The organism is Tardiphaga sp. 42S5 (genome assembly GCF_034044155.1).
Lineage (GTDB): Bacteria > Pseudomonadota > Alphaproteobacteria > Rhizobiales > Xanthobacteraceae > Tardiphaga > Tardiphaga robiniae.
In genome coordinates, this window is sequence record NZ_CP139027.1 from 2254560 (window position 1) to 2273536 (window position 18977).

Sequence of the window (18977 nt, forward strand, 5' to 3'; positions counted from 1 at the left end):
TTGGCGACGGGGGGAAGCAACCGGCTGCATGAGGAGCCTAGCCGGGGCGAGTGACATCGCCATGACAACCCGGGATATCCACAGGTGGCATTGCGCCCTATTCGGCCGCGTCCAGCCGGTGGGAGCTGAACACGTTGCCTTCGCGGAGCGCCAGATAATAGTCGCGCTCGGAGAGCTCGTCGGTGTGACGAATGAGGTCGGTCACCGGAGTGTAGCTCAGCATCCGCCCGCCATCGGGCAGCACGGCGCAACTCAGCCGCAGCACCCGGCCATTGGAGAGGCGCAACGTCGTCGGCGTGGAAGTGCCGGCGCGGATCATCTCGACGCGCCTGGCGATGAAGCTGTCGACCTCGTCGTCGGGGAGGGCGTAAGCGTGGATATCGCGCGCGTGATACATCAGCGCAATCAGCGGCGGCTTGCTGTCGGCCTTCTCGTCGGGGAGCGTGAAGTAGTCGCGGAAGGCGCGGTTGATGAATTCGGCGCGGGTGTCGGCATTGAGAAGCACGACACCGATATCGATCTGGTCAAGTGCAGCCGAAAGGCGCTGGGCAGTGGCGTGCTGCTCGTTCTCGCGGGCCCGGGCCGCGCGTCGCAGCCGGATGAGGCGGATTGCCAAAGTAATCCCGACGGCTGCGATCACGATGATCGCCGTTTCAATTCCCGGATCGAGAATCAGTCGCCAATCGTACTGCATCGGCTGTACCTGTGTCCGTACAAAGGTAAGAAACGCAGGTTGGCCTCTGGTTGCGAAAAGGCCCACAATTTCCCGGCGGTATAGCTAACGGCGCGTGAAGAGCCCGGCATCATTTTCCCCTTGTTCGCTTCAAATGCTATCGATGCCACCGGAACCGGCGCCGGCCCCTGAATGTTAGCGCCGGGATTTAAAAAAGGACCCCGATCGAATGCCCTTCACCATTCCGCCGCTGCTGCTGCCGATTTTGATGCTACTGGCCTCGAATATCTTCATGACCTTCGCTTGGTATGGCCATCTCAAATTCAAGGATCACTCGTTGCCCCTCGTCATCATGGTGAGCTGGGGCATTGCCTTCTTCGAATACTGGCTGGCGGTGCCCGCCAATCGCTGGGGCAGCGAAGTTTACAATGCCGCCCAGTTGAAGACGATGCAGGAAGTCATCACGCTGGTCGTGTTTGCTGCATTTTCGGTGCTGTATCTGAAGGAGCCGCTCGGCTGGAATCACGCGCTGGGCTTTGCCTTCATCGCGCTCGGGGCGTTCTTCATTTTCCACAAGTGGTCGTAGCAGCGACCGCTTACTTCCCGGCCGGCGTAATCCGCAAGATCCGTCCCGCTGAACTATCCGTCAGCAGCCACAGTGCGCCGTCCGGTCCTTGCCGGACGTCGCGGATGCGTTCGTTGAGATTTTGCAGGACGCGCTCTTCGGACGTGACCGTGTTTCCGTTGAGCTGTAGCCGCACCAGCATCTGGCCTGCCAGCGCGCCGGTGAACAGGCTGCCCCGCCAGCGCGGGAAGAGATCGCCGGTATAGAACGTCATGCCGGACGGGGCGATCGACGGCACCCAGTATTTCACGGGTTGCTCCATGCCCGCCTTCGACGTGGTTTCGTGGATCTTCGCGCCGGAATAGTCGATGCCGTAGCCGATCACAGGCCAGCCGTAATTCTTGCCCTTGCCGATGATGTTCACTTCATCGCCGCCGCGCGGCCCGTGCTCGGTCTCCCACAACTCACCGGTCGCCGGATTGATGGCGAGGCCTTGCTGGTTGCGATGACCGTAGCTCCAGATCTCCGGCCTGGCGCCGTCGCGGCCGACAAACGGATTGTCCTTCGGTGCAGAGCCATCCGGCGCGATGCGGATCAGCTTGCCGAGATGATTATCGAGACTCTGGGCCTGATCGCGGCCGCTATAGTGTTCGCCGAGCGTAACAAACAGGTTGCTGTCAGGCGCCTGAACAATACGGCAGCCGTGGTGATTGCCCGACGACAGCGGGCCGTCCTGGCGAAAGATCACCTTCATGTCGTCGAGACGCGGCGCGGTGCCATCGATGAGCTTACCGCGTGCGACGGCGGTGCGACCGCCGCTGCCGGAACGTTCCGAGTAGCAGAAGTAGATCGTGGTGTTCTGCGCGTAGTTCTTGTCGGTGATGACGTCGAGCAAACCGCCCTGGCCGACGGCCATCACCTCTGGCACGCCTTTCACCGCAGGCGACAACTGTCCCTGCGGCGAGACGATACGGATGCGACCGGGCCGTTCTGTCACGAGCATGCGGCCCTCGGGGAGAAACGCCAGTGCCCATGGATAAGCGAGACCGGAGGCGACGGTCTGTACTTCGAGCCTGCCGGCCGACGAGCCGAACGAGGTGTTTTCGCCACGGGTGGTCGTGGCGATCAGAAGGGTCGCGGTCACGACGATAGCCGCCGTCAAAGTGACAGTGACCCAGATCACGGGCCTTTTCATCGAAATGGCTCCATCACGGAGTCGCAGGTTGCATAAGCGATGCGCGGCATCGCGGCTGAGTGTTTATGAGTTGTGGGGACCGTCAGAGCGGCATCGCACTCGCCACCGGGATCGACATCACGGTGAGGGCGAGGATGACGCAGAGCGACAGACAGCCAACCGCGAGCGACGCCGCGACGGCGTGGGTCAACCGGGTGGATGCGATGGACGTGGGGCGCGCCTGAAATCCTGCACCCACGCGAAGCGACCGTATCATGGCCGTAAATCCTTCAAATCGCGGGCGAATCACCCGCGTGCTACAAATTCGCAGCTGCGGCAGGCGAGATTTGGGCGGGATTGGCCGTAACTATGGCGGGAAAATGGCATTCGCAGCGCTTATGCCCGCTATTTCAAGGCTTAGGCGTCGGCGACTACGTCCAAGGTATCGTATTCCGACGACGTCGGGTGCCAGTCCATGGAGATAAAACCCGGCTGTGTTTCCACCAGACGCAGCCAGCGGCGGATCGACGGAAAGCTGGACAGGTCGAAATCGCACTTCTCGGCGACGTGGGTGTAACCGTATAGCGCGATGTCGGCGATAGTCAGCTGGCCCGCGGCGAAGAAGTCATGGATCTTGAGGTGATTCTCCATCACCTGCAGCGCGGCATAGCCCCGCTCCATCCAGTCTTCCAGCGCGTGGGTCTGCAGGTCGCGGCCACCGCGCACCAGGCACAGCCAGAAATAGGCGGCACCGAGATTCGGCTCCAGCGCGTGCTGCTCGAAGAACATCCACTGCATGGCTTCGGCACGGTCCATCCGCGATTCCGGCGCCAGAGATGTACCGATGGCAACATACCAGAGGATGGCGTTGGATTCGGCGAGATAGCGGCCTTCGGCGATCTCGAGCAGCGGCACCTGACCGCTGGGGTTCTTGGCCAGAAATTCCGGGGTACGGCTCTCGCCGCGCAGGATGTCTACTTCGATGGCGCGATAAGGCGCGTCCAGGAACGCCAGCGCGAGGCGAACCTTGTAACTATTGCCAGAGCGCTGCATCGAATAGAGTTTGTACATTTGCAGGTGTTCAATTCATTTCAGGTCGAGGCAACTGCGCGATTGGCCATCGCAGATCGCGGTTAGACAATGATGCTGATGCGAGCCTGTCGCAAGGCCCAAGGAATGGAAAAAGTCGAAAACGGCTGCGGCAGTCTGGATTGAGAAAAATGTATGTCAGGCAGCATTCGGCAATGGAAGATCACGCTGCCGCGATCTGTGTGTGAAGGTGCCGCGATGTGCTGTTATCAGCGAGTGCGCGCCGCAGCACGATGATATAGAAAGCGACCATCACCAGAAAGCCGAGCGGCAGTTCGATGGCGCTAGCGATGCTGCGCGTCAGCAGCGGCATGATCCAGGTCAATGCGAGCAGGCTGATCTCATAATCGCGAAATCCTGTGCTGAAGCCGGTTACGATCATGAATGCAATGGCTGGACCGAGAAGCATCAGATCGTAGTCGAGCACGTGCGGCGAAGCGAGAAGGGTTGCGATCAACAGGATGGCGGCCTTGAGATTTGTGTCACGTGCGACGCGCCACGCCCAGACTGCGCTGGCAATCACGGCGATCGAGACGATGCCCTGGATGAGATACGCGGATGCGATATTTCCCCTCCACATCCGTATTGCCGCGAATGCGCTCTGCAGTTTCTCGAATCCGACCTGTCCCTGTTCGAGCAGGAGCTGACGCGATGTCTCGGTAACGGATGCGAAAGCGATCCAGCAGTCGATGCCGAACAAGGCGCTCGTGATACCCGTGAGAGCGATGATGGTGATCGTTGCTGCAGCAATGCATCGCCACTGGGCCGCCGCGAATAACGCCAGCGGAATGACGATGGCAAATTGCGGCTTGTAGGCCATCAGCGCAAACAGGATGCCTGCAAGATAAGGGCGCTGCGGAAGAACGAGCAGGGCGCTGCCGAACAGGCCGGCGGTCAAAAAGCCGTTCTGACCATGCCCGAGATTGATGAATGCCGCTGGGAACGCCATCGCTACCGGGAGCCAAAGGCGATGAACCGCATCAGGCAGGGCGGCTCGTTTCAGGATCGCCAAGATCACGAGCAGGTAGAATACGAAGCTGCCGCCCTGCCAGATGGCAAGCGCGAGCGGGTAAGGGAGCATTGCCAGCGGAGTTGCGACCAGCAGAAAAATCGGCGGATAGAACCAGGCGTAATAGGGGGTATCGCTGCCGAAAAGTTGCTGCTGGCGCGCGTAGTGCGCCGCTACCGTATAACTATCGGGGGCTTTGCCCTCAAGGGCGAGCGCTCCCGCGGTATAGAAGCTTGAGAAATCGGTCCCGATCGGCTTGCCGTTGCGGTCGATCACGCCATCCGAGACCGCAATCCAGCCGGCGAAGGCCAATATGCCCAAAGCGAGCACAATCAGGCTGTAAGCCCGCACGCGTTCGAGGGTCAGCCATGCGCCGTTTTCAATGTGCTGCCAGATCCGGATCATTCTAAGGGTGCATTTTGGCTCAAATCGTCGATTGCGGCGTGCAGTTGACGCTACCGTCCCCCGTTTAACGCTTGCTGAATTGCATCACTTCCAGATGTGTTTTTGCCCAAGCTTCTTGCGATGCAACGTCGCACGCACTAGGGTGCGCCGATCCCAGCAGGATCAGCCATTTTGACGTCGCCGACCGCGGGTCCGCGACCTTTCTCAGGAGAAGATGATGTCGTTTTTGTCCGCTGCGCTCGACCGTGTGAAGCCGTCCGCGACGATCGCGGTGACGGATAAAGCACGTGCGCTGAAAGCAGCCGGCCGCAACGTCATCGGTCTTGGTTCGGGCGAGCCCGATTTCGACACCCCGGCGAACATCAAGCTGGCAGCGATTCACGCCATCGAGGCCGGCAAGACCAAGTACACCGCCGTGGACGGTATTCCCGAACTGAAGGAAGCCATTATCGGCAAGTTTCAGCGCGAGAACGGCCTGACCTACAAGCCGAACCAGATCATCGTCGGCACCGGCGGCAAGCAGGTGCTCTACAACGCGCTGATGGCGACGTTGAACCCGGGTGACGAAGTCATCATCCCGGCGCCGTATTGGGTGAGCTATCCGGAAATGGTGGCGCTGGCCGGCGGCACGCCCGTGTCCGTGGTCTGCACCGCAGAATTCGGCTTCAAGCTGCAGGCTTCCGCGCTGGAAGCAGCGATCACGCCGAAGACCAAGTGGATCATCCTGTGCTCGCCGTCGAACCCGACGGGCGCCGCCTACAAGAAGTCGGAGCTCAAGGCGCTCACCGATGTCCTCGTGAAGCATCCTCACGTTTGGGTGATGACCGACGATATGTATGAGCACCTCGTCTATGACGACTTCGAGTTCACCACACCGGCACAGATCGAACCGTCCTTGTTCAATCGCACGCTGACCGTGAACGGCGTCTCCAAGGCTTACTGCATGACCGGCTGGCGTATCGGTTACGCCGGTGGTCCCGCCGAGCTCATCAAGGCAATGGCGACGATCCAGTCGCAGTCGACCTCGAACCCGTCGTCGATCGCGCAGTGGGCAGCGGTGGAAGCTTTGAATGGTCCGCAGGATTTCATCCCGAAGAACAATGCCGTGTTCAAGGAGCGCCGCGATCTCGTGGTGGCGATGCTGAACCAAGCCTCGGGCATCAACTGCCCGCGTCCGGAAGGCGCGTTCTACGTCTATCCGTCCTGCGCCGGCACCATCGGCAAGACTGCGCCTTCGGGCAAGGTTATCGCCAATGACGAAGACTTCGTCACAGAACTGTTGGAAACCGAAGGCGTGGCGGTGGTGCAGGGTTCGGCCTTCGGCCTCGGCCCGGCATTCCGCATCTCCTACGCGACGAAAACGTCTGATCTCGAAGATGCCTGCAAGCGCATCCAGCGCTTCTGCGGAAATCTTCGGTAACAAAACCTGCCCCGAAACTTTTGACGATTTCGGGGCTTATTCCAAGAAGCGCCTTGTTTTCGACACGGCGCTTCCTTCTTGTCCCCCCGCTATCAAAATCCCCAAGGTGGAGTAACACTATGCGACTTTCCAAGATGTTCGGCCTGACGGCCGTGGCCTTTGCGGCGTCGGTTGCGACCGCAAATGCACAGCAGCCTGGCAGCGTTCAGGTTGGCGTGCTGGAGTGCCGTGGCGGCCAGAACGTCGGCTACGTGGTCGGTTCGAATGCGCACCTCAACTGCGTCTTCCAGAGCGCCGGCGGCCGCGCCGAAGGTTACGTCGCCAACATCCGCCGTTTCGGCCTTGATCTCGGCTTCACCGAAAACACCACGGTGCAGTGGGCTGCCTTCGCTCCGACCACCCGCGTGCCGCGCGGCGCACTGGCCGGCAGCTACGGCGGCGTCGGTACCAACGCATCGGTTGGCCTCGGTTTCGGCGGCAACTTCCTCGTTGGCGGTCCGGGCAACACCTATTCGCTGCAGCCGATCTCGGTGCAGGGCCAGACCGGCTTGAACGTCGCCAGCGGCATCGTGCAGCTCGAACTGGAAGCGACCGGTCCGGTCAGCGGTCATCGCTACAACAAGAAGCGCCGTCATCGCAGCCATCGCTAAGCGATCGCCAGCGCTGTGATCGCGTAAGCGATCCGGCAAGGTTAACGAAAAGGCCCGCGCGAGCGGGCCTTTTTTGTTGCGCGCGCTACACGTGCGCCGCTGTCATTGGGCGGTATCATTAGCTATGGATAGTCGATCCACATCCTTACTTCCGTTCATCACCCGGAGATTCCTGATGGTCCGCCTCTCATCGCTCGTTCTCGGTATCGCTGCCGCCGCCTTTTTCACTGCATCGCAAGCGCAGTCGCAGCAAGGCGTGCAGGTCGGTGTCTTGAATTGCCGGGGCGGAGCCAGCGTCGGATTCGTCGTGGGCTCGGTGACCAATCTCGGCTGCGTGCTCACCGGTACCGGTCGTCCGGATCAGCCTTATGTCGCCACGATCCGCAAGGTGGGCATCGATCTTGGTATTACCGAACAGACCGCGCTATCCTGGGCCGTGTTCGTGCCGGTGAACTATAGCGGTCCCGGCGATCTGTCCGGCAACTATGCGGGCGCGCAGGGCAGCGCGTCGGTTGGTGTCGGCGTCGGCGCGAATGTCCTGGTTGGCGGTTCGCAAAACGCCTTCTCCCTGCAGCCGCTCAGTCTGCAGGGGTCGGTGGGACTGAATGTCGCCGCCGGCCTGCAGAGCCTGGAGTTGCGCCCCGGTCGCTGATCCCGCGGCGATCGCTCGCACAAATTCATCCGGCTTCGCCCATGGCGGAGCCGGATTTTTTATGGCGCAATCCGATCACGTTCATCGCAGCGCAGCAACTTTTCCATCTTGCCAAATATCCGGACCGGGCGGAGCATTGACCGCCGACCCAATCATGGGCCGAGCTCCACATGAGGAGGCGGCAATGGGACAAGACCTGAGAAGTCCCCGCGGTCCACAAGGCAATGCCGCAAAGTGCATTGCGCTGGTGGGCCCTTTCCAGAGCGGAAAAACCACACTGCTTGAAGCGATCATGGCCCGCACCGGGGCGATCCCGCGGGCCGGCAGCGTCGACAATGGGACAAGCATCGGCGATGCCAATGCGGAAGCCAGAGCCCACAAGATGGGCGTCGGCCTGACGGCTGCGACCACCACCTTCATGGGCGACAGCTACACATTCATCGACTGTCCGGGTTCGGTGGAATTCGCGCATGACATGCGCGCGGCATTACCCGCCGTCGATGCAGCCATCGTGGTTTGCGAGGCGGATGCGCGAAAATTGCCGCAGCTGCAATTGATCCTGCGCGAACTCGAAGACCTCGGCATTCCCAGATTTCTGTTTCTCAACAAGATCGACCGCGCCCACAAGCGCGTGCGCGAGACGCTGGCGACATTGCAGCCGGCCTCGCGCGTGCCGCTGGTGCTGCGGCAGATCCCGATCTGGAACGGCGACCTTGTCGCCGGCTTCGTCGATCTCGCGCTGGAGCGCGCCTTCGTGTATCGCGAGCACAAGGCGTCCGAAGTCATCAAGCTCGAAGGCGGCGATCTCGACCGCGAGAAGGAGGCGCGTTTCTCCATGCTGGAGAAGCTTGCGGATCATGATGACGCGCTGATGGAGCAGTTGCTTGACGACATCGCGCCGCCGGCCGACGCCGTGTTCGACGATCTCGCGCGCGAATTGCGCGAAGGTCTGATCTGTCCGGTGCTGCTGGGCTCGGCAATGCGCGAGAATGGCGTGCTGCGGCTGATGAAGGCGCTACGCCACGAGGCACCCGGCGTGGCCGAGACGGCCAAGCGCCTCGGCGTGCCTGACAGCAAGGATGCGATCGGTTACGTGTTCAAGAGCAGCCATCTACAGCATGGCGGCAAGCTGTCTTACGCGCGCGTGCTGAGTGGTCATCTCGATGATGGCGCAACATTGCTGTCCTCGTCGGGCGAAAGCGGGCGTGTCTCCGGCATTCTTGCGGCGAGCGGCGGACATGACAGCAAGCGCGCATCGGCCGAAGCGGGCGAGACCGTCGCGCTCGGCAAGCTCGATCATGTCAGGACCGGCGACACGATCTCGACCGGCAAGACTGCGCCGGCCTCTGTCGTGAGCGTCATAGCTGCATCGCCCGTGCTGGCGATGGCGCTAGCGTCCGCCGATCGCAAGGACGACGTCAAGCTCGGGCAGGCGCTGTTGCGGCTGACCGAGGAAGATCCGTCGCTTGCGGTGGTCAATAATGCGCAGACCCATGACGTGGTGTTGTGGGGGCAGGGCGAGATGCATCTGCGCGTGGCGATGGAGCGCCTGCACGAACGCTTCGGCATCAACGTCAAATCGCATGCGCCGGTGATCGGCTATCAGGAGACCATCCGTAAACCGATCACCCAGCGCGGCAGGCACAAGAAACAGTCCGGCGGTCACGGCCAGTTTGGCGACGTTGTGCTGGAGATCGGCCCGTTGCCGCGCGGCGAAGGCTTTGCATTCCAGGAAAAGGTGGTCGGTGGCGCGGTGCCGCGCAACTACATTCCCGCGGTGCAGGAAGGCGTCGTCGACGGGCTGCAGCGTGGCCCGCTTGGTTTCCCCGTCATCGACGTGCAGGTGACGCTCACCGACGGGTCCTATCACAGCGTCGATTCTTCCGATCAGGCGTTCCGGACGGCTGCCCGCATCGGTTTCACCGAAGCGCTGCCGCAATGCCAGCCGGTGCTGCTGGAGCCGATCCATACGGTGGAGATCGTCTGTCCCACCGAGGCCACGGCCAAGGTCAACGCCATCCTGTCAGGACGGCGCGGCCAGATCCTCGGCTTCGATACCCGCGACAACTGGCCGGGCTGGGACACGGTGCGCGCGATGTTGCCGGAAGCGGAGATCGGCGACCTGATCGTCGAACTCCGATCGGCCACCGCCGGTGCCGGCAGCTTCACCCGCAGCTTCGACCATATGGCCGAAGTCTCGGGCCGCGCTGCCGACCAGATCGTCGCGGCGCATCGGGTGGCGGCTTAGTCGGGATCAGGGACTATCGATTCCAAACGGTTTCAATGATGTTTTAAACATCGTTGAAGCCGTTTTATATTTGATATAAGACTCTCTAAACAGGAAGATTAGCTTGATCACATCGTTTCAGATGCGCGCAGCGCGGGCGTTGTTGGGGATCGATCAAAAGCGGCTGGCGGAACTGGCCGGCGTCTCGCTGCCGACGATTCAGCGCATGGAAGCGAGTGATGGCAACGTCAGAGGCGTGGTGGATTCGCTGATCAAGGTTGTCGATGCCCTCGATCGCTCAGGCGTCGATTTGATCGGCGAGAATGTTCGCAGCGATTCCGGCGGACGAGGGGTGAGGCTGAAACAGCCCGGTCCACCACCGAAACTTGAAGAGCCAAAGCTGACGGATTGAGAACGGGCCGCGGCCTCGATCGAGATTCGCGGCGAGTGACAGGGGCGAGTCGGGAATGGACATTTCCAGAAATCGCGCGCGGGGGTCGCATCAGCCGACCTTCGCCGAACTGTTCACGCCAAAATTGATCACGGTACTGCGCGAAGGCTACGGCATCGCCGATCTGCGCGCCGACATCTTGTCCGGCTTGACGGTGGCGATCGTGGCGCTGCCGCTGTCGATGGCGATTGCCATCGCCTCGGGGACTTCGCCGGATCGTGGCCTCATCACCGCGGTGATCGGCGGCTTCCTCGTGTCTGCGCTGGGTGGAAGCCGCTTTCAGATCGGCGGCCCAGCCGGCGCCTTCATCGTGCTGGTGGCTGCCACCGTGAGCCGACATGGCATCGATGGACTGATCCTCGCCACCATGATGTCGGGCTTTTTTCTGACGGTGGCCGGCTATCTCCGGCTTGGCACCTACATCAAGTTCATTCCCTATCCGGTCACGGTCGGCTTCACAGCCGGCATCGCCGTCATCATCTTCGCCAGCCAGATCAGGGATCTTTTGGGGTTGACGCTGGCTGGCAAGGAGCCGGGAGATCTCGTTCCCAAGCTGGAGGCACTGGGTTCCGCGTTGCCGACGGTGAACGCTGCGGCCGTTGCCGTTACCATCGTCTCGCTTGCGATCATTGTCGGGCTTCGGACGCTGCGGCCATCCTGGCCCGGCATTCTGATTGCGGTGGTCGTGAGCGCCGTCGCGGCAGCTTCGTTGGCGCTGCCCGTGGAAACCATCGGCACCCGCTTCGGGGGCATTCCGCAATCGTTTCCGTTGCCGACGCTGCCCGCGATGTCCTTCGCCAAATTGCAGGCCATCCTGCCCGATGCCATTGCCTTCGCGCTGCTCGGCGCCATCGAATCGCTTTTGTCGGCGGTTGTTGCCGATGGCATGACCGGGCGGCGGCACCGGTCGAACTGCGAATTGGTGGCGCAAGGCGTTGCCAACATCGGCGCAGCCTTGTTTGGAGGAATCTGCGTGACCGGCACCATCGCGCGGACCGCGACCAATGTCCGGGCCGGCGCGCATGGGCCGGTTTCGGGCATGCTGCATTCTGTATTCCTGCTGGCGTTCATCCTGATCGCAGCGCCACTGGCGAGCTACATTCCGCTCGCTTCGCTGGCCGCCGTGCTGGCGGTGGTGGCGTGGAATATGGCGGAGAAGCATGAGTTCATCACGCTGTTGCGTTCGTCATGGGGCGATGCGCTGGTCCTGCTGGCGACGTTCCTGCTGACGATTTTTCGCGATCTCACCGAGGGCATCCTGGTTGGCTTCGCGCTTGGCGCCGTGCTGTTCATTAATCGCATGGCGGAGATCACGGGGATAGAGGCTGATGGGCCGCTGGTCGCTGCCGATCGCGCGGATGATGCCAATGGCGATCGCGCACCATACGATGCGGCGTTGGCGAGCGATCCGGATGTAATGGTCTATCGCATCACCGGCGCTTTCTTCTTCGGCGCTGCCTCGACCATTGGTTCGGTGCTCGACGGCTTCTCGGATCGCCACAAGGCTTTCGTGATCGATTTTGCCGCGGTCCCCTTCCTGGATTCGACTGCTGCGAATGCGATCAAGGGCATTGCCGAGAAGGCAAAGCGACAGGGCGTCCGCGTGATTCTCACCGGCACCTCGCAGGGCGTGCGCCGGGCGCTGCTGACCCACGGCGCGCGACCGCCACTGGTCAAATACCGTGCTGATGTAGCCGTGGCCGTCAGCGAGATCAAGACCCGACGCGCTGCAGCGATCCAGGAGACGTCGAGCTGATGGCATCGGCAGTTGCTCGCAGCTGCAGTATTGATCGTCTGCATGGTTGTCGGACTTGCTGTGCGCCGCAAAACTGTCTGATGATTAAGAGCCCCTGCATGATTTTTATGCTACGCACGCTTCCGCCTGAAGCGAAGGATGAATGATGCCGAACGAGACCACGCCCCGCGCCGCCTGTTTGATCGGCTGGCCTGCCGCGCATTCGCGCTCGCCGCTGATCCACCATCACTGGCTGCGCAGCATGGATATTCCGGGCGGTTACAGCATCGAGTCGATCCCGCCGGAAGGCGTAGCCGAATTCGTGATGAACCTCTCCAAGCACGGTTACATCGGCGCCAATGTGACGATCCCGCACAAGGAGCGCGTGCTGAAATTGACCTCCCCGGATCGCCGCGCGCGGGCGGTCGGGGCTGCCAACACGCTATGGTACGACCACGGCACGCTGCGCGCGACCAATACGGATATCGAGGGCTTCATCGACAATCTCGATCATTGCGCGCACGATTGGGACCACACCGACGATGCCCTCGTGCTTGGCGCCGGCGGCTCGTCTCGCGCGGTGGTGTTCGGATTGCTCGATCGCGGCATCAAGCATGTCTATGTCGCCAATCGCAGTCTCGATCGCGCTGAGGCAATGGCTGCGCAATTCGGTTCGCGTGTCGTGCCGCTGGCGTGGGAGAATGTCGCCAGCATATTGCCGCGCGCATCCTTGCTCGTGAACACCACGTCGCTCGGCATGAGTGGCCAGCCGCCACTGGCCGTCAATCTCGATCTGTTGCCTGACCAGGCGGTCGTCGCCGATCTCGTTTACGTGCCGCTCGACACGCCGCTGCTCGCCGCGGCCCGCGCGCGAGGCCTCCGCACTGCCGATGGACTCGGCATGTTGCTGTATCAGGCCGTGCGTGGTTTCGAGCTATGGTTCGGGCAGCGTCCCGACGTGACGCCGGAACTGCGTCGCCTCATCGAGGCCGATCTCACAGTGGCGTGAGCGGGGAATAGCTATTTGGCCTCAGGGTTTCCATTTGCAGCGGTGGGCGCTGTCTTCAAAGGAAATTCCCCTATGGTTTCGATCGTATCGACTTCGGCTCGCGTGTTTGCGGGCTCACTTCTCGCTGGTTCATTGCTGATTTCTGCCGCATCGGCACAACAGCCGCAACCCCTGCGCATCCGTGGTGCCATCGAAGCCGTCGATGGCGCGGTGCTGACGATCAAGACGCGCGACGGCGATGAGCGTAAAGTGAAGATGACGGACAATGTCACCGTCACAGGCATTGCCAGAACGACAATGGCCGAGGTGAAGCCCGGCTCCTATATCGGCGTGACAGGCATGCCACAGGCCGATGGGTCGCAAAAGGCCATCGCGATCCATATCTTTCCGGAAGCGATGCGCGGCACCGGCGAAGGCTCGCGCCCCTGGGATCTGCGCCCCAACAGCAGCATGACCAATGCCACCGTCGATCAGAAGGTCCAGGCCTCCGATGGCCAGACGGTGACGGTGAAGTACAAGGACGGGGAAAAGAAAGTGACCGTGACGCCTGACACACCGATCGTGACATTCGTGCCGGGCAACAAAGATGAACTCAAGCCCGGCGCCAAGATCATCATCATGGGCGCTACCAAGAAGGATGACGGCACTTTCGAGACGGCGCGGGTCAATGTTGGGCTGGATGGGTTGACGCCGCCGATGTGAGAAACTCGAAACAGCGGAGAAGCTCTTGCGCAGACCATTCCTCGCACCGTGCCTCATCCTCGCATCTCTGTTGTTGTCTGCGCCGCACTTCGCTGCTGCGCAGACATCACCCTCAACGACGGAGCGGGTGCTGAACCTGCCTGTTCATGGCGGCGATCAGCAGCGCGTGCTCTACGTCAGTCCATCGCATCCACGCGCAACCATCGTGATGCTGCCCGGCGGAACAGGCGATGTAGGCATCGCCCGGGATGGCGAAATAGCGCACGGTAACAACTTCGTCGTCCGTTCGCGCGTGCTCTGGAATGCTGCGGGTTTCGCGGTGCTGATCTCCGACGCCGTCGATAGTCAGAACTTGCGCGGGCTGCGCAGCTCGCCGCAATATGCAGCACTTGTGGGCGATCTCGTCGCTGCGGCTCACGCGCAGGCGCCGGGACCGGTCTTCCTGCTCGGGACCAGCCAAGGCTCGATTGCGGCGATGAACGGCGCAGCGAATCTGCGTGACGGTCAGATCGCAGGTATCGTGCTCACTGAGTCGGTGTCGCGCCTTGGTGGCAGCCACGAGACGGTGTTCGACGCGCATCCTGAACGAGTCAATGTGCCCGCACTCGTCGTTGCCAATTCAGACGATCGCTGCAATGTGGCACCGCCGGAAGACGCCGACAAGATCGCAGCAGCGATGACTGGCGCGCCGCGCGTCGAGGTCCTCAGGGTCAGTGGCGGAGATCAGCGCTCGTCCACGGATTGCGGATCGCTGTCTCCGCACGGCTATTACGGCATCGAGCAAAAAGTCGTCGATACGATCGCCGCGTGGATCGACGCGGCGATCTGACGAGTCCTCACTGCACCAGCACGTGCCTGTCGATCTCGGCGATCGAATTCACGCCGCACAGGCCCATGGTCACGCTGAGTTCGTTGCGCAGGATGTCCAGGGCCTTGGTCACGCCGGGGCCGCCATAGGCACCGAGGCCGTAGATATAGGCGCGGCCGATCATGCAGGACTTGGCGCCGAGTGCGAGCGCACGCATCACGTCCTGCCCCGAGCGGATGCCGCTGTCGAACATCACTTCGATCTCCGAGCCGACGGCATCGGCGATCCCCGGCAGTACCGAGATTGACGACGGTGCGCCGTCGAGCTGACGTCCGCCGTGGTTGGACACGACCATCGCCTGCGCGCCGACCTTCACGGCTTCGCGGGCATCCTCGATATCGTGAATGCCCTTGATCACGATCTTGCCGGGCCAGATGCTGCGGATCCAGTCGAGATCCTTCCAGTTCAACGACGCATCGAATTGCGATGCTGTCCACTGTGCGACGGAGCCGAGATCGTCGGTGTTCTTCACGAAGCCGGCGATGTTGCCGAAGTTGCGCCGCTTGGCTTTCAGCGTGCGCACCAGCCAGCCGGGCTTGCTCATAAAATCGATCAGGTTCTTCACATTCAAGATCTGAGGCGGCACCGACAGGCCATTCTTGATGTCGGCATGACGCTGGCCGATCACCTGCAGATCGACGGTCAGCACCAGCGCGCTGCACTTCGCCTTGATGGCGCGCTCGATCAATTCCTTGATGAAGCCGCGATCCTTCATGACATAGAGCTGAAACCAGAAAGGCTTTTCGACATTCTCGGCGACGTCTTCGATGGAATTGATCGACATCGTCGAGAGCGTATAGGGAATGCCCGCCGCCTGCGCCGCCCGGCAGGCGTGAATTTCGCCGTCGCCATATTGCAAGCCAGTTGAGCCGACCGGTGCGCAGATCAGCGGCATGGTGACCTTCTCACCGAGAATGGTCGTCGAGGTGTCGCGATTGGCGATGTCGACCAGAATACGCTGGCGGAATTTCAGCTTCTGCAGATCCTCGCAATTGGCACGGAACGTGTCTTCGCTATAGGAGCCATGGTCGACATAATCGAAGAACGCCTTCGGCACGTTGCGCTTGTGCTCGAGGCGAAGATCTTCGATGCAGGTGATATGCTTCATGAGATGTCCCAGCCGTTCTTGTCTTTGCTTGTATTTGCTTGTTTCGGTGTCATCTAGCATGGTTAGGCGGTCCGCCATATCATCCTTGTCATCGGGATGTCGTCGAAATTGAAGGAGGCCAGAATGTCCGGCTCCAAGACAAATCCAGCGGCGCACGGGGCCGGCAAGGCAGCCGAGGACGAAGAAAAGCGACAGCTGGAAGTTGCGCTGGACGAAGGGTTGGAGGAGACTTTTCCGGGCTCCGATCCGGTCAGTGTGACCCAGCCTGCCCATTCAAAGGCGGACGCGCATATCAAGCGAAAGGGCTGAGCGGGCCGGGTTCCGGTCGGCTGATGGTCCATCGAAGACATTACATGAAAGGTAAGGTATATAAGTAATATCAATGGCTTGTCGTCGATCGCGTGCTCCGGGCCTTGGTAATGATTCATCATATTTTTTGAAGCGATTTTAGGGGCCGTAGCCTTATAAGTCCGTCACATATATGGCGCTGCCAATGGGTCAGTCGCCTGAGACAGGGTTTTGAGCCATTGCGCAAGGCGCGAGGGCATTGGGGGTTACCATGAGCCGTAAATATTTCGGGACAGACGGCATTCGCGGCCGCGCCAATGGTTTGATCACGCCGGAACTGGCACTGAAAGTCGGGCAAGCTGCAGGTCTTGTGTTTCAGCGCGGCGAACACCGTCATCGTGTCGTGATTGGCAAGGACACCCGGTTGTCCGGCTACATGATCGAAAATGCGATGGTGGCAGGCTTCACGTCGGTCGGCATGGATGTGCTGCTGGTCGGGCCGATGCCGACGCCAGCCGTGGCGATGCTGACCAAGTCGATGCGCGCCGATCTCGGCGTGATGATTTCCGCATCGCACAATCTGTTCGAGGACAACGGCATCAAGCTGTTCGGACCGCTCGGCTACAAGCTGTCGGACGATGTCGAGAAGAGAATCGAGGAATTGCTCGACGAGAATCTCGACAAGAGACTGTCGCAGAGCGCCAGCCTCGGTCGGGCGCGCCGCATCGACGGGGTGCATGATCGTTACATCGAATTCGCCAAACGCACGCTGCCGCGAAATCTCAGCCTCGATGGTTTGCGCGTCGTCATCGATTGCGCCCATGGCGCCGCCTACAAGGTGGCGCCGGAGGCGCTCTGGGAACTCGGCGCGGACGTCATCTCGATCGGTGTCGAGCCCGACGGTTTCAACATCAACAAGGAATGCGGATCGACCGCACCGGAAGCGCTGAGCCGCAAGGTGCGCGAGATGCGCGCCGATATCGGGATTGCGCTGGATGGCGACGCCGATCGGCTGATCATGGTCGACGAGCGTGGCCATCTGGTCGATGGCGACCAGTTGCTCGCCGTTATCGCGCAGAGCTGGAAGGAAGACGGGCGGCTTGCCAAGCCAGGCATTGTCTCCACTGTGATGTCAAATCTCGGTCTGGAGCGCTTCCTGAAGGGGCAGGGCATCGACCTCATCCGCACCGCGGTGGGCGATCGCTATGTGCTCGAGCAGATGCTGCAGCACGGCTACAATGTCGGCGGCGAGCCATCGGGCCATATCATCATGTCGGACCATGCGACGACAGGCGACGGTTTCGTGGCCGCGCTGCAGGTGCTGGCCGTGGTGACCAAGCTCGGTCGGCCGGTGTCGGAAGTTTGCCACCTGTTCGATCCGTTGCCGCAGATTCTGAAGAATGTGCGTTATCGCAGCGGCAAGCCGCTCGATGATGCGGAAGTGAAATCCACCATCGCTGCCGGCGAACAACGCCTCAATGGTCATGGTCGTCTCCTGATCCGCCCGTCGGGCACGGAGCCAGTCATCCGCGTAATGGGAGAGGGCGATGACCGCGTGATGGTCGAGGAAGTGGTGGATTCCATCGTTGACGCGCTGGGCCACGCAGCCGCGGCGTAAGATTCTTGTTCGTTCGCTCTGGCCAAGGCGCCAGCGCGCGATCACTGCCGAACTGACATGAAGAGCCGTCTTGCCCGAATATTGATCGGGTGAGGCGGCTCTTCCGCGTTTTGATAGCTCGCTCCAGGCAGCTAAGTCCTTGTTAACCTCTGGCGATGCCGCGGCGCATTGCAGCGCGTTTTGATAGCAAGACATTGTTAGTAACTGTGGCGACGCAGTGGCGTGATGGAATTTGCGTGCATTTTCGTCACCAAATATCAACCTTAAAAGTTAGGGTTAAGCGCCGCTTAAGGAGTTGGTGTCATCGTCCGTTTGTGAGTTTCCGAGTGTGAGGCCTCCATTAGTTGCCTCTTTGGCCCAAAAGGACGAAGCCAATGCGTAGCGTTAAATTCATTCTGGCCGCGGGCGCGGCTTCCCTGATGTCGACCGCCGTTCTCGCTGCCGACATGCCCATTGCTCCACCGCCTCAGATGTATGCGCCGCCGCCGGTCGAAGATTTCGGTGGCTGGTACCTGCGCGGCGATATCGGTTTCAGCAACCAACGCGTCAAGAACATCGAGATGGGTGACGGTCGCAACGCCAATCTCCTCTCGCTTCAGCAGACCACTGCCTTCGATACGGCTGGCATCTTCCAGCTCGGCGTCGGCTATCAGTTCAACAACTGGTTCCGCGGTGACGTCACCGGCCAGTATCGCGGCAATTCGAACTTCAAGGGCACCGATCACGTAACGTTCCCGTCGAGCGGCCTCGTTGGTACCGGCGTCAACAACTATAACGCCACCAAGTCCGAATGGGTGGTGATGGCCAATGGTTACGTCGATCTCGGTACCTGGTGGTGCGTGACCCCGTTCGTCGGCGCCGGCGTCGGCATGGCTCGCGTCAATATCGGGAACTACACGGATAACGGTGCGATCAATGTCGGCTCCGCCGGCGGCGTGCCCTTCATCGGCGGCCCGTTCCCGAGCTACGCAAGTGCACCGGCTGCATCGAAGTGGAACTTCGCATGGGCCCTGCACACGGGCCTGGCTTACAAGGTCAATCCGGCAATGACCGTCGAACTCGGCTACAGCTACATGAATCTCGGCGATGGCCAGACCGGGCCGGTCTCGACCTATGACGGCTTCACCCGCGGCGTGGCGATGCAGTTCAAGGACATCACCTCGCATGACCTGAAGCTCGGCGTGCGCTGGAACCTCGACAGCCCGCCGGCCTATGCGCCGCCGCCGTTGATCCGCAAGGGCTAAGGCAAGCGCTGATCGCCTCAACTATCTTAAGAGACCTTAACGGCGCGGGAGATTCCCGCGCCGTTTTGTTTTGCACGGGTAGTATCATCG

General features: G+C 61.2%; 19 protein-coding genes. 13 read left to right on the top strand and 6 right to left on the bottom strand.

The window, feature by feature from the left end; all coding sequences use genetic code 11:
• Window positions 1–97 precede the first annotated feature (97 nt).
• Complete coding sequence (locus tag SFY93_RS10535) at window positions 98–640, bottom strand: PAS-domain containing protein (RefSeq protein ID WP_414717101.1); 543 nt, start codon at window positions 638–640, stop codon at window positions 98–100.
• A gap of 262 nt (window positions 641–902) precedes the next feature.
• On the opposite strand from SFY93_RS10535, the gene SFY93_RS10540 reads away from it, so the two are divergent.
• Window positions 903–1259 carry a DMT family protein gene (locus tag SFY93_RS10540; RefSeq protein WP_068731204.1) on the top strand — a complete coding sequence of 119 codons (357 nt, stop codon included), beginning with the start codon at window positions 903–905 and terminating at the stop codon, window positions 1257–1259.
• Window positions 1260–1269: 10 nt separating this feature from the next.
• Here SFY93_RS10540 and SFY93_RS10545 read toward each other — a convergent pair whose 3' ends face one another.
• The 4 genes from SFY93_RS10545 to SFY93_RS10560 form a co-directional block, all read right to left on the bottom strand.
• A complete protein-coding gene (locus tag SFY93_RS10545; RefSeq protein ID WP_320447040.1) occupies window positions 1270–2433 on the bottom strand; it encodes a PQQ-dependent sugar dehydrogenase in 1164 nt (387 codons plus the stop codon).
• 82 nt (window positions 2434–2515) lie between these two features.
• A complete protein-coding gene (locus SFY93_RS10550) occupies window positions 2516–2689 on the bottom strand; it encodes a hypothetical protein (protein ID WP_175367576.1) in 174 nt (57 codons plus the stop codon).
• A gap of 140 nt (window positions 2690–2829) precedes the next feature.
• Window positions 2830–3483, bottom strand: coding sequence for a glutathione S-transferase family protein (locus SFY93_RS10555; RefSeq protein ID WP_089261726.1), 654 nt, complete (start codon window positions 3481–3483; stop codon window positions 2830–2832).
• 181 nt (window positions 3484–3664) lie between these two features.
• Window positions 3665–4915 carry a glycosyltransferase family 87 protein gene (locus tag SFY93_RS10560; RefSeq protein ID WP_320447041.1) on the bottom strand — a complete coding sequence of 417 codons (1251 nt, stop codon included), beginning with the start codon at window positions 4913–4915 and terminating at the stop codon, window positions 3665–3667.
• Between the two features lie 217 nt (window positions 4916–5132).
• Here SFY93_RS10560 and SFY93_RS10565 point away from each other — a divergent pair, with 217 nt between their 5' ends.
• The 9 genes from SFY93_RS10565 (at window position 5133) to SFY93_RS10605 (ending at window position 14590) form a co-directional block, all read left to right on the top strand.
• The gene (locus tag SFY93_RS10565) at window positions 5133–6335 is read left to right on the top strand and encodes a pyridoxal phosphate-dependent aminotransferase (protein ID WP_068731379.1); all 1203 of its coding nucleotides are present in this window, start codon (window positions 5133–5135) and stop codon (window positions 6333–6335) included.
• Window positions 6336–6454: 119 nt separating this feature from the next.
• Window positions 6455–6985, top strand: coding sequence for a DUF992 domain-containing protein (locus SFY93_RS10570; RefSeq protein ID WP_068731210.1), 531 nt, complete (start codon window positions 6455–6457; stop codon window positions 6983–6985).
• A 175-nt stretch (window positions 6986–7160) separates the two neighbouring features.
• Window positions 7161–7637 (top strand): DUF992 domain-containing protein, encoded by a 477-nt coding sequence (locus SFY93_RS10575; protein ID WP_068731211.1) that lies wholly within the window; start codon window positions 7161–7163, stop codon window positions 7635–7637.
• A 184-nt stretch (window positions 7638–7821) separates the two neighbouring features.
• Complete coding sequence (locus SFY93_RS10580; RefSeq protein ID WP_175367574.1) at window positions 7822–9885, top strand: elongation factor G; 2064 nt, start codon at window positions 7822–7824, stop codon at window positions 9883–9885.
• A 103-nt stretch (window positions 9886–9988) separates the two neighbouring features.
• On the top strand, window positions 9989–10276 hold the full coding sequence (locus SFY93_RS10585; RefSeq protein ID WP_315840868.1) for a helix-turn-helix domain-containing protein: 288 nt from the start codon (window positions 9989–9991) through the stop codon (window positions 10274–10276).
• 55 nt (window positions 10277–10331) lie between these two features.
• Entirely contained in the window at window positions 10332–12071 is a 1740-nt protein-coding gene (locus tag SFY93_RS10590) for a SulP family inorganic anion transporter (RefSeq protein WP_320447042.1), read from the top strand.
• A 142-nt stretch (window positions 12072–12213) separates the two neighbouring features.
• Window positions 12214–13059 carry a shikimate dehydrogenase gene (locus tag SFY93_RS10595; RefSeq protein ID WP_320447043.1) on the top strand — a complete coding sequence of 282 codons (846 nt, stop codon included), beginning with the start codon at window positions 12214–12216 and terminating at the stop codon, window positions 13057–13059.
• A gap of 72 nt (window positions 13060–13131) precedes the next feature.
• Window positions 13132–13761, top strand: coding sequence for a hypothetical protein (locus SFY93_RS10600; protein ID WP_320447044.1), 630 nt, complete (start codon window positions 13132–13134; stop codon window positions 13759–13761).
• Between the two features lie 25 nt (window positions 13762–13786).
• Window positions 13787–14590 (top strand): alpha/beta hydrolase, encoded by an 804-nt coding sequence (locus SFY93_RS10605; protein ID WP_320447045.1) that lies wholly within the window; start codon window positions 13787–13789, stop codon window positions 14588–14590.
• Window positions 14591–14597: 7 nt separating this feature from the next.
• Here SFY93_RS10605 and SFY93_RS10610 read toward each other — a convergent pair whose 3' ends face one another.
• The gene (locus tag SFY93_RS10610) at window positions 14598–15737 is read right to left on the bottom strand and encodes an alpha-hydroxy acid oxidase (RefSeq protein WP_320447046.1); all 1140 of its coding nucleotides are present in this window, start codon (window positions 15735–15737) and stop codon (window positions 14598–14600) included.
• Window positions 15738–15860: 123 nt separating this feature from the next.
• Between SFY93_RS10610 and SFY93_RS10615 the strand changes: the two genes are divergently transcribed.
• The 3 genes from SFY93_RS10615 (at window position 15861) to SFY93_RS10625 (ending at window position 18887) form a co-directional block, all read left to right on the top strand.
• A complete protein-coding gene (locus tag SFY93_RS10615) occupies window positions 15861–16046 on the top strand; it encodes a hypothetical protein (RefSeq protein ID WP_320447047.1) in 186 nt (61 codons plus the stop codon).
• A 250-nt stretch (window positions 16047–16296) separates the two neighbouring features.
• Window positions 16297–17643 (top strand): phosphoglucosamine mutase, encoded by a 1347-nt coding sequence (glmM, locus tag SFY93_RS10620; protein ID WP_320447048.1) that lies wholly within the window; start codon window positions 16297–16299, stop codon window positions 17641–17643.
• 374 nt (window positions 17644–18017) lie between these two features.
• Window positions 18018–18887, top strand: coding sequence for an outer membrane protein (locus SFY93_RS10625; protein ID WP_320447049.1), 870 nt, complete (start codon window positions 18018–18020; stop codon window positions 18885–18887).
• Window positions 18888–18977 lie beyond the last annotated feature (90 nt).

What these genes read in the sequence shown, in the direction of transcription:
- SFY93_RS10540 (WP_068731204.1), top strand. Translation starts at nt 903, where the DNA reads ATGCCCTTCACCATTCCGCCGCTGCTGCTGCCGATTTTGATGCTACTG.
- SFY93_RS10545 (WP_320447040.1), bottom strand. Translation starts at nt 2,433, where the DNA reads ATGAAAAGGCCCGTGATCTGGGTCACTGTCACTTTGACGGCGGCTATC.
- SFY93_RS10550 (WP_175367576.1), bottom strand. Translation starts at nt 2,689, where the DNA reads ATGATACGGTCGCTTCGCGTGGGTGCAGGATTTCAGGCGCGCCCCACG.
- SFY93_RS10555 (WP_089261726.1), bottom strand. Translation starts at nt 3,483, where the DNA reads ATGTACAAACTCTATTCGATGCAGCGCTCTGGCAATAGTTACAAGGTT.
- SFY93_RS10560 (WP_320447041.1), bottom strand. Translation starts at nt 4,915, where the DNA reads ATGATCCGGATCTGGCAGCACATTGAAAACGGCGCATGGCTGACCCTC.
- SFY93_RS10565 (WP_068731379.1), top strand. Translation starts at nt 5,133, where the DNA reads ATGTCGTTTTTGTCCGCTGCGCTCGACCGTGTGAAGCCGTCCGCGACG.
- SFY93_RS10570 (WP_068731210.1), top strand. Translation starts at nt 6,455, where the DNA reads ATGCGACTTTCCAAGATGTTCGGCCTGACGGCCGTGGCCTTTGCGGCG.
- SFY93_RS10575 (WP_068731211.1), top strand. Translation starts at nt 7,161, where the DNA reads ATGGTCCGCCTCTCATCGCTCGTTCTCGGTATCGCTGCCGCCGCCTTT.
- SFY93_RS10580 (WP_175367574.1), top strand. Translation starts at nt 7,822, where the DNA reads ATGGGACAAGACCTGAGAAGTCCCCGCGGTCCACAAGGCAATGCCGCA.
- SFY93_RS10590 (WP_320447042.1), top strand. Translation starts at nt 10,332, where the DNA reads ATGGACATTTCCAGAAATCGCGCGCGGGGGTCGCATCAGCCGACCTTC.
- SFY93_RS10595 (WP_320447043.1), top strand. Translation starts at nt 12,214, where the DNA reads ATGATGCCGAACGAGACCACGCCCCGCGCCGCCTGTTTGATCGGCTGG.
- SFY93_RS10600 (WP_320447044.1), top strand. Translation starts at nt 13,132, where the DNA reads ATGGTTTCGATCGTATCGACTTCGGCTCGCGTGTTTGCGGGCTCACTT.
- SFY93_RS10610 (WP_320447046.1), bottom strand. Translation starts at nt 15,737, where the DNA reads ATGAAGCATATCACCTGCATCGAAGATCTTCGCCTCGAGCACAAGCGC.
- SFY93_RS10615 (WP_320447047.1), top strand. Translation starts at nt 15,861, where the DNA reads ATGTCCGGCTCCAAGACAAATCCAGCGGCGCACGGGGCCGGCAAGGCA.
- glmM (WP_320447048.1), top strand. Translation starts at nt 16,297, where the DNA reads ATGAGCCGTAAATATTTCGGGACAGACGGCATTCGCGGCCGCGCCAAT.
- SFY93_RS10625 (WP_320447049.1), top strand. Translation starts at nt 18,018, where the DNA reads ATGCGTAGCGTTAAATTCATTCTGGCCGCGGGCGCGGCTTCCCTGATG.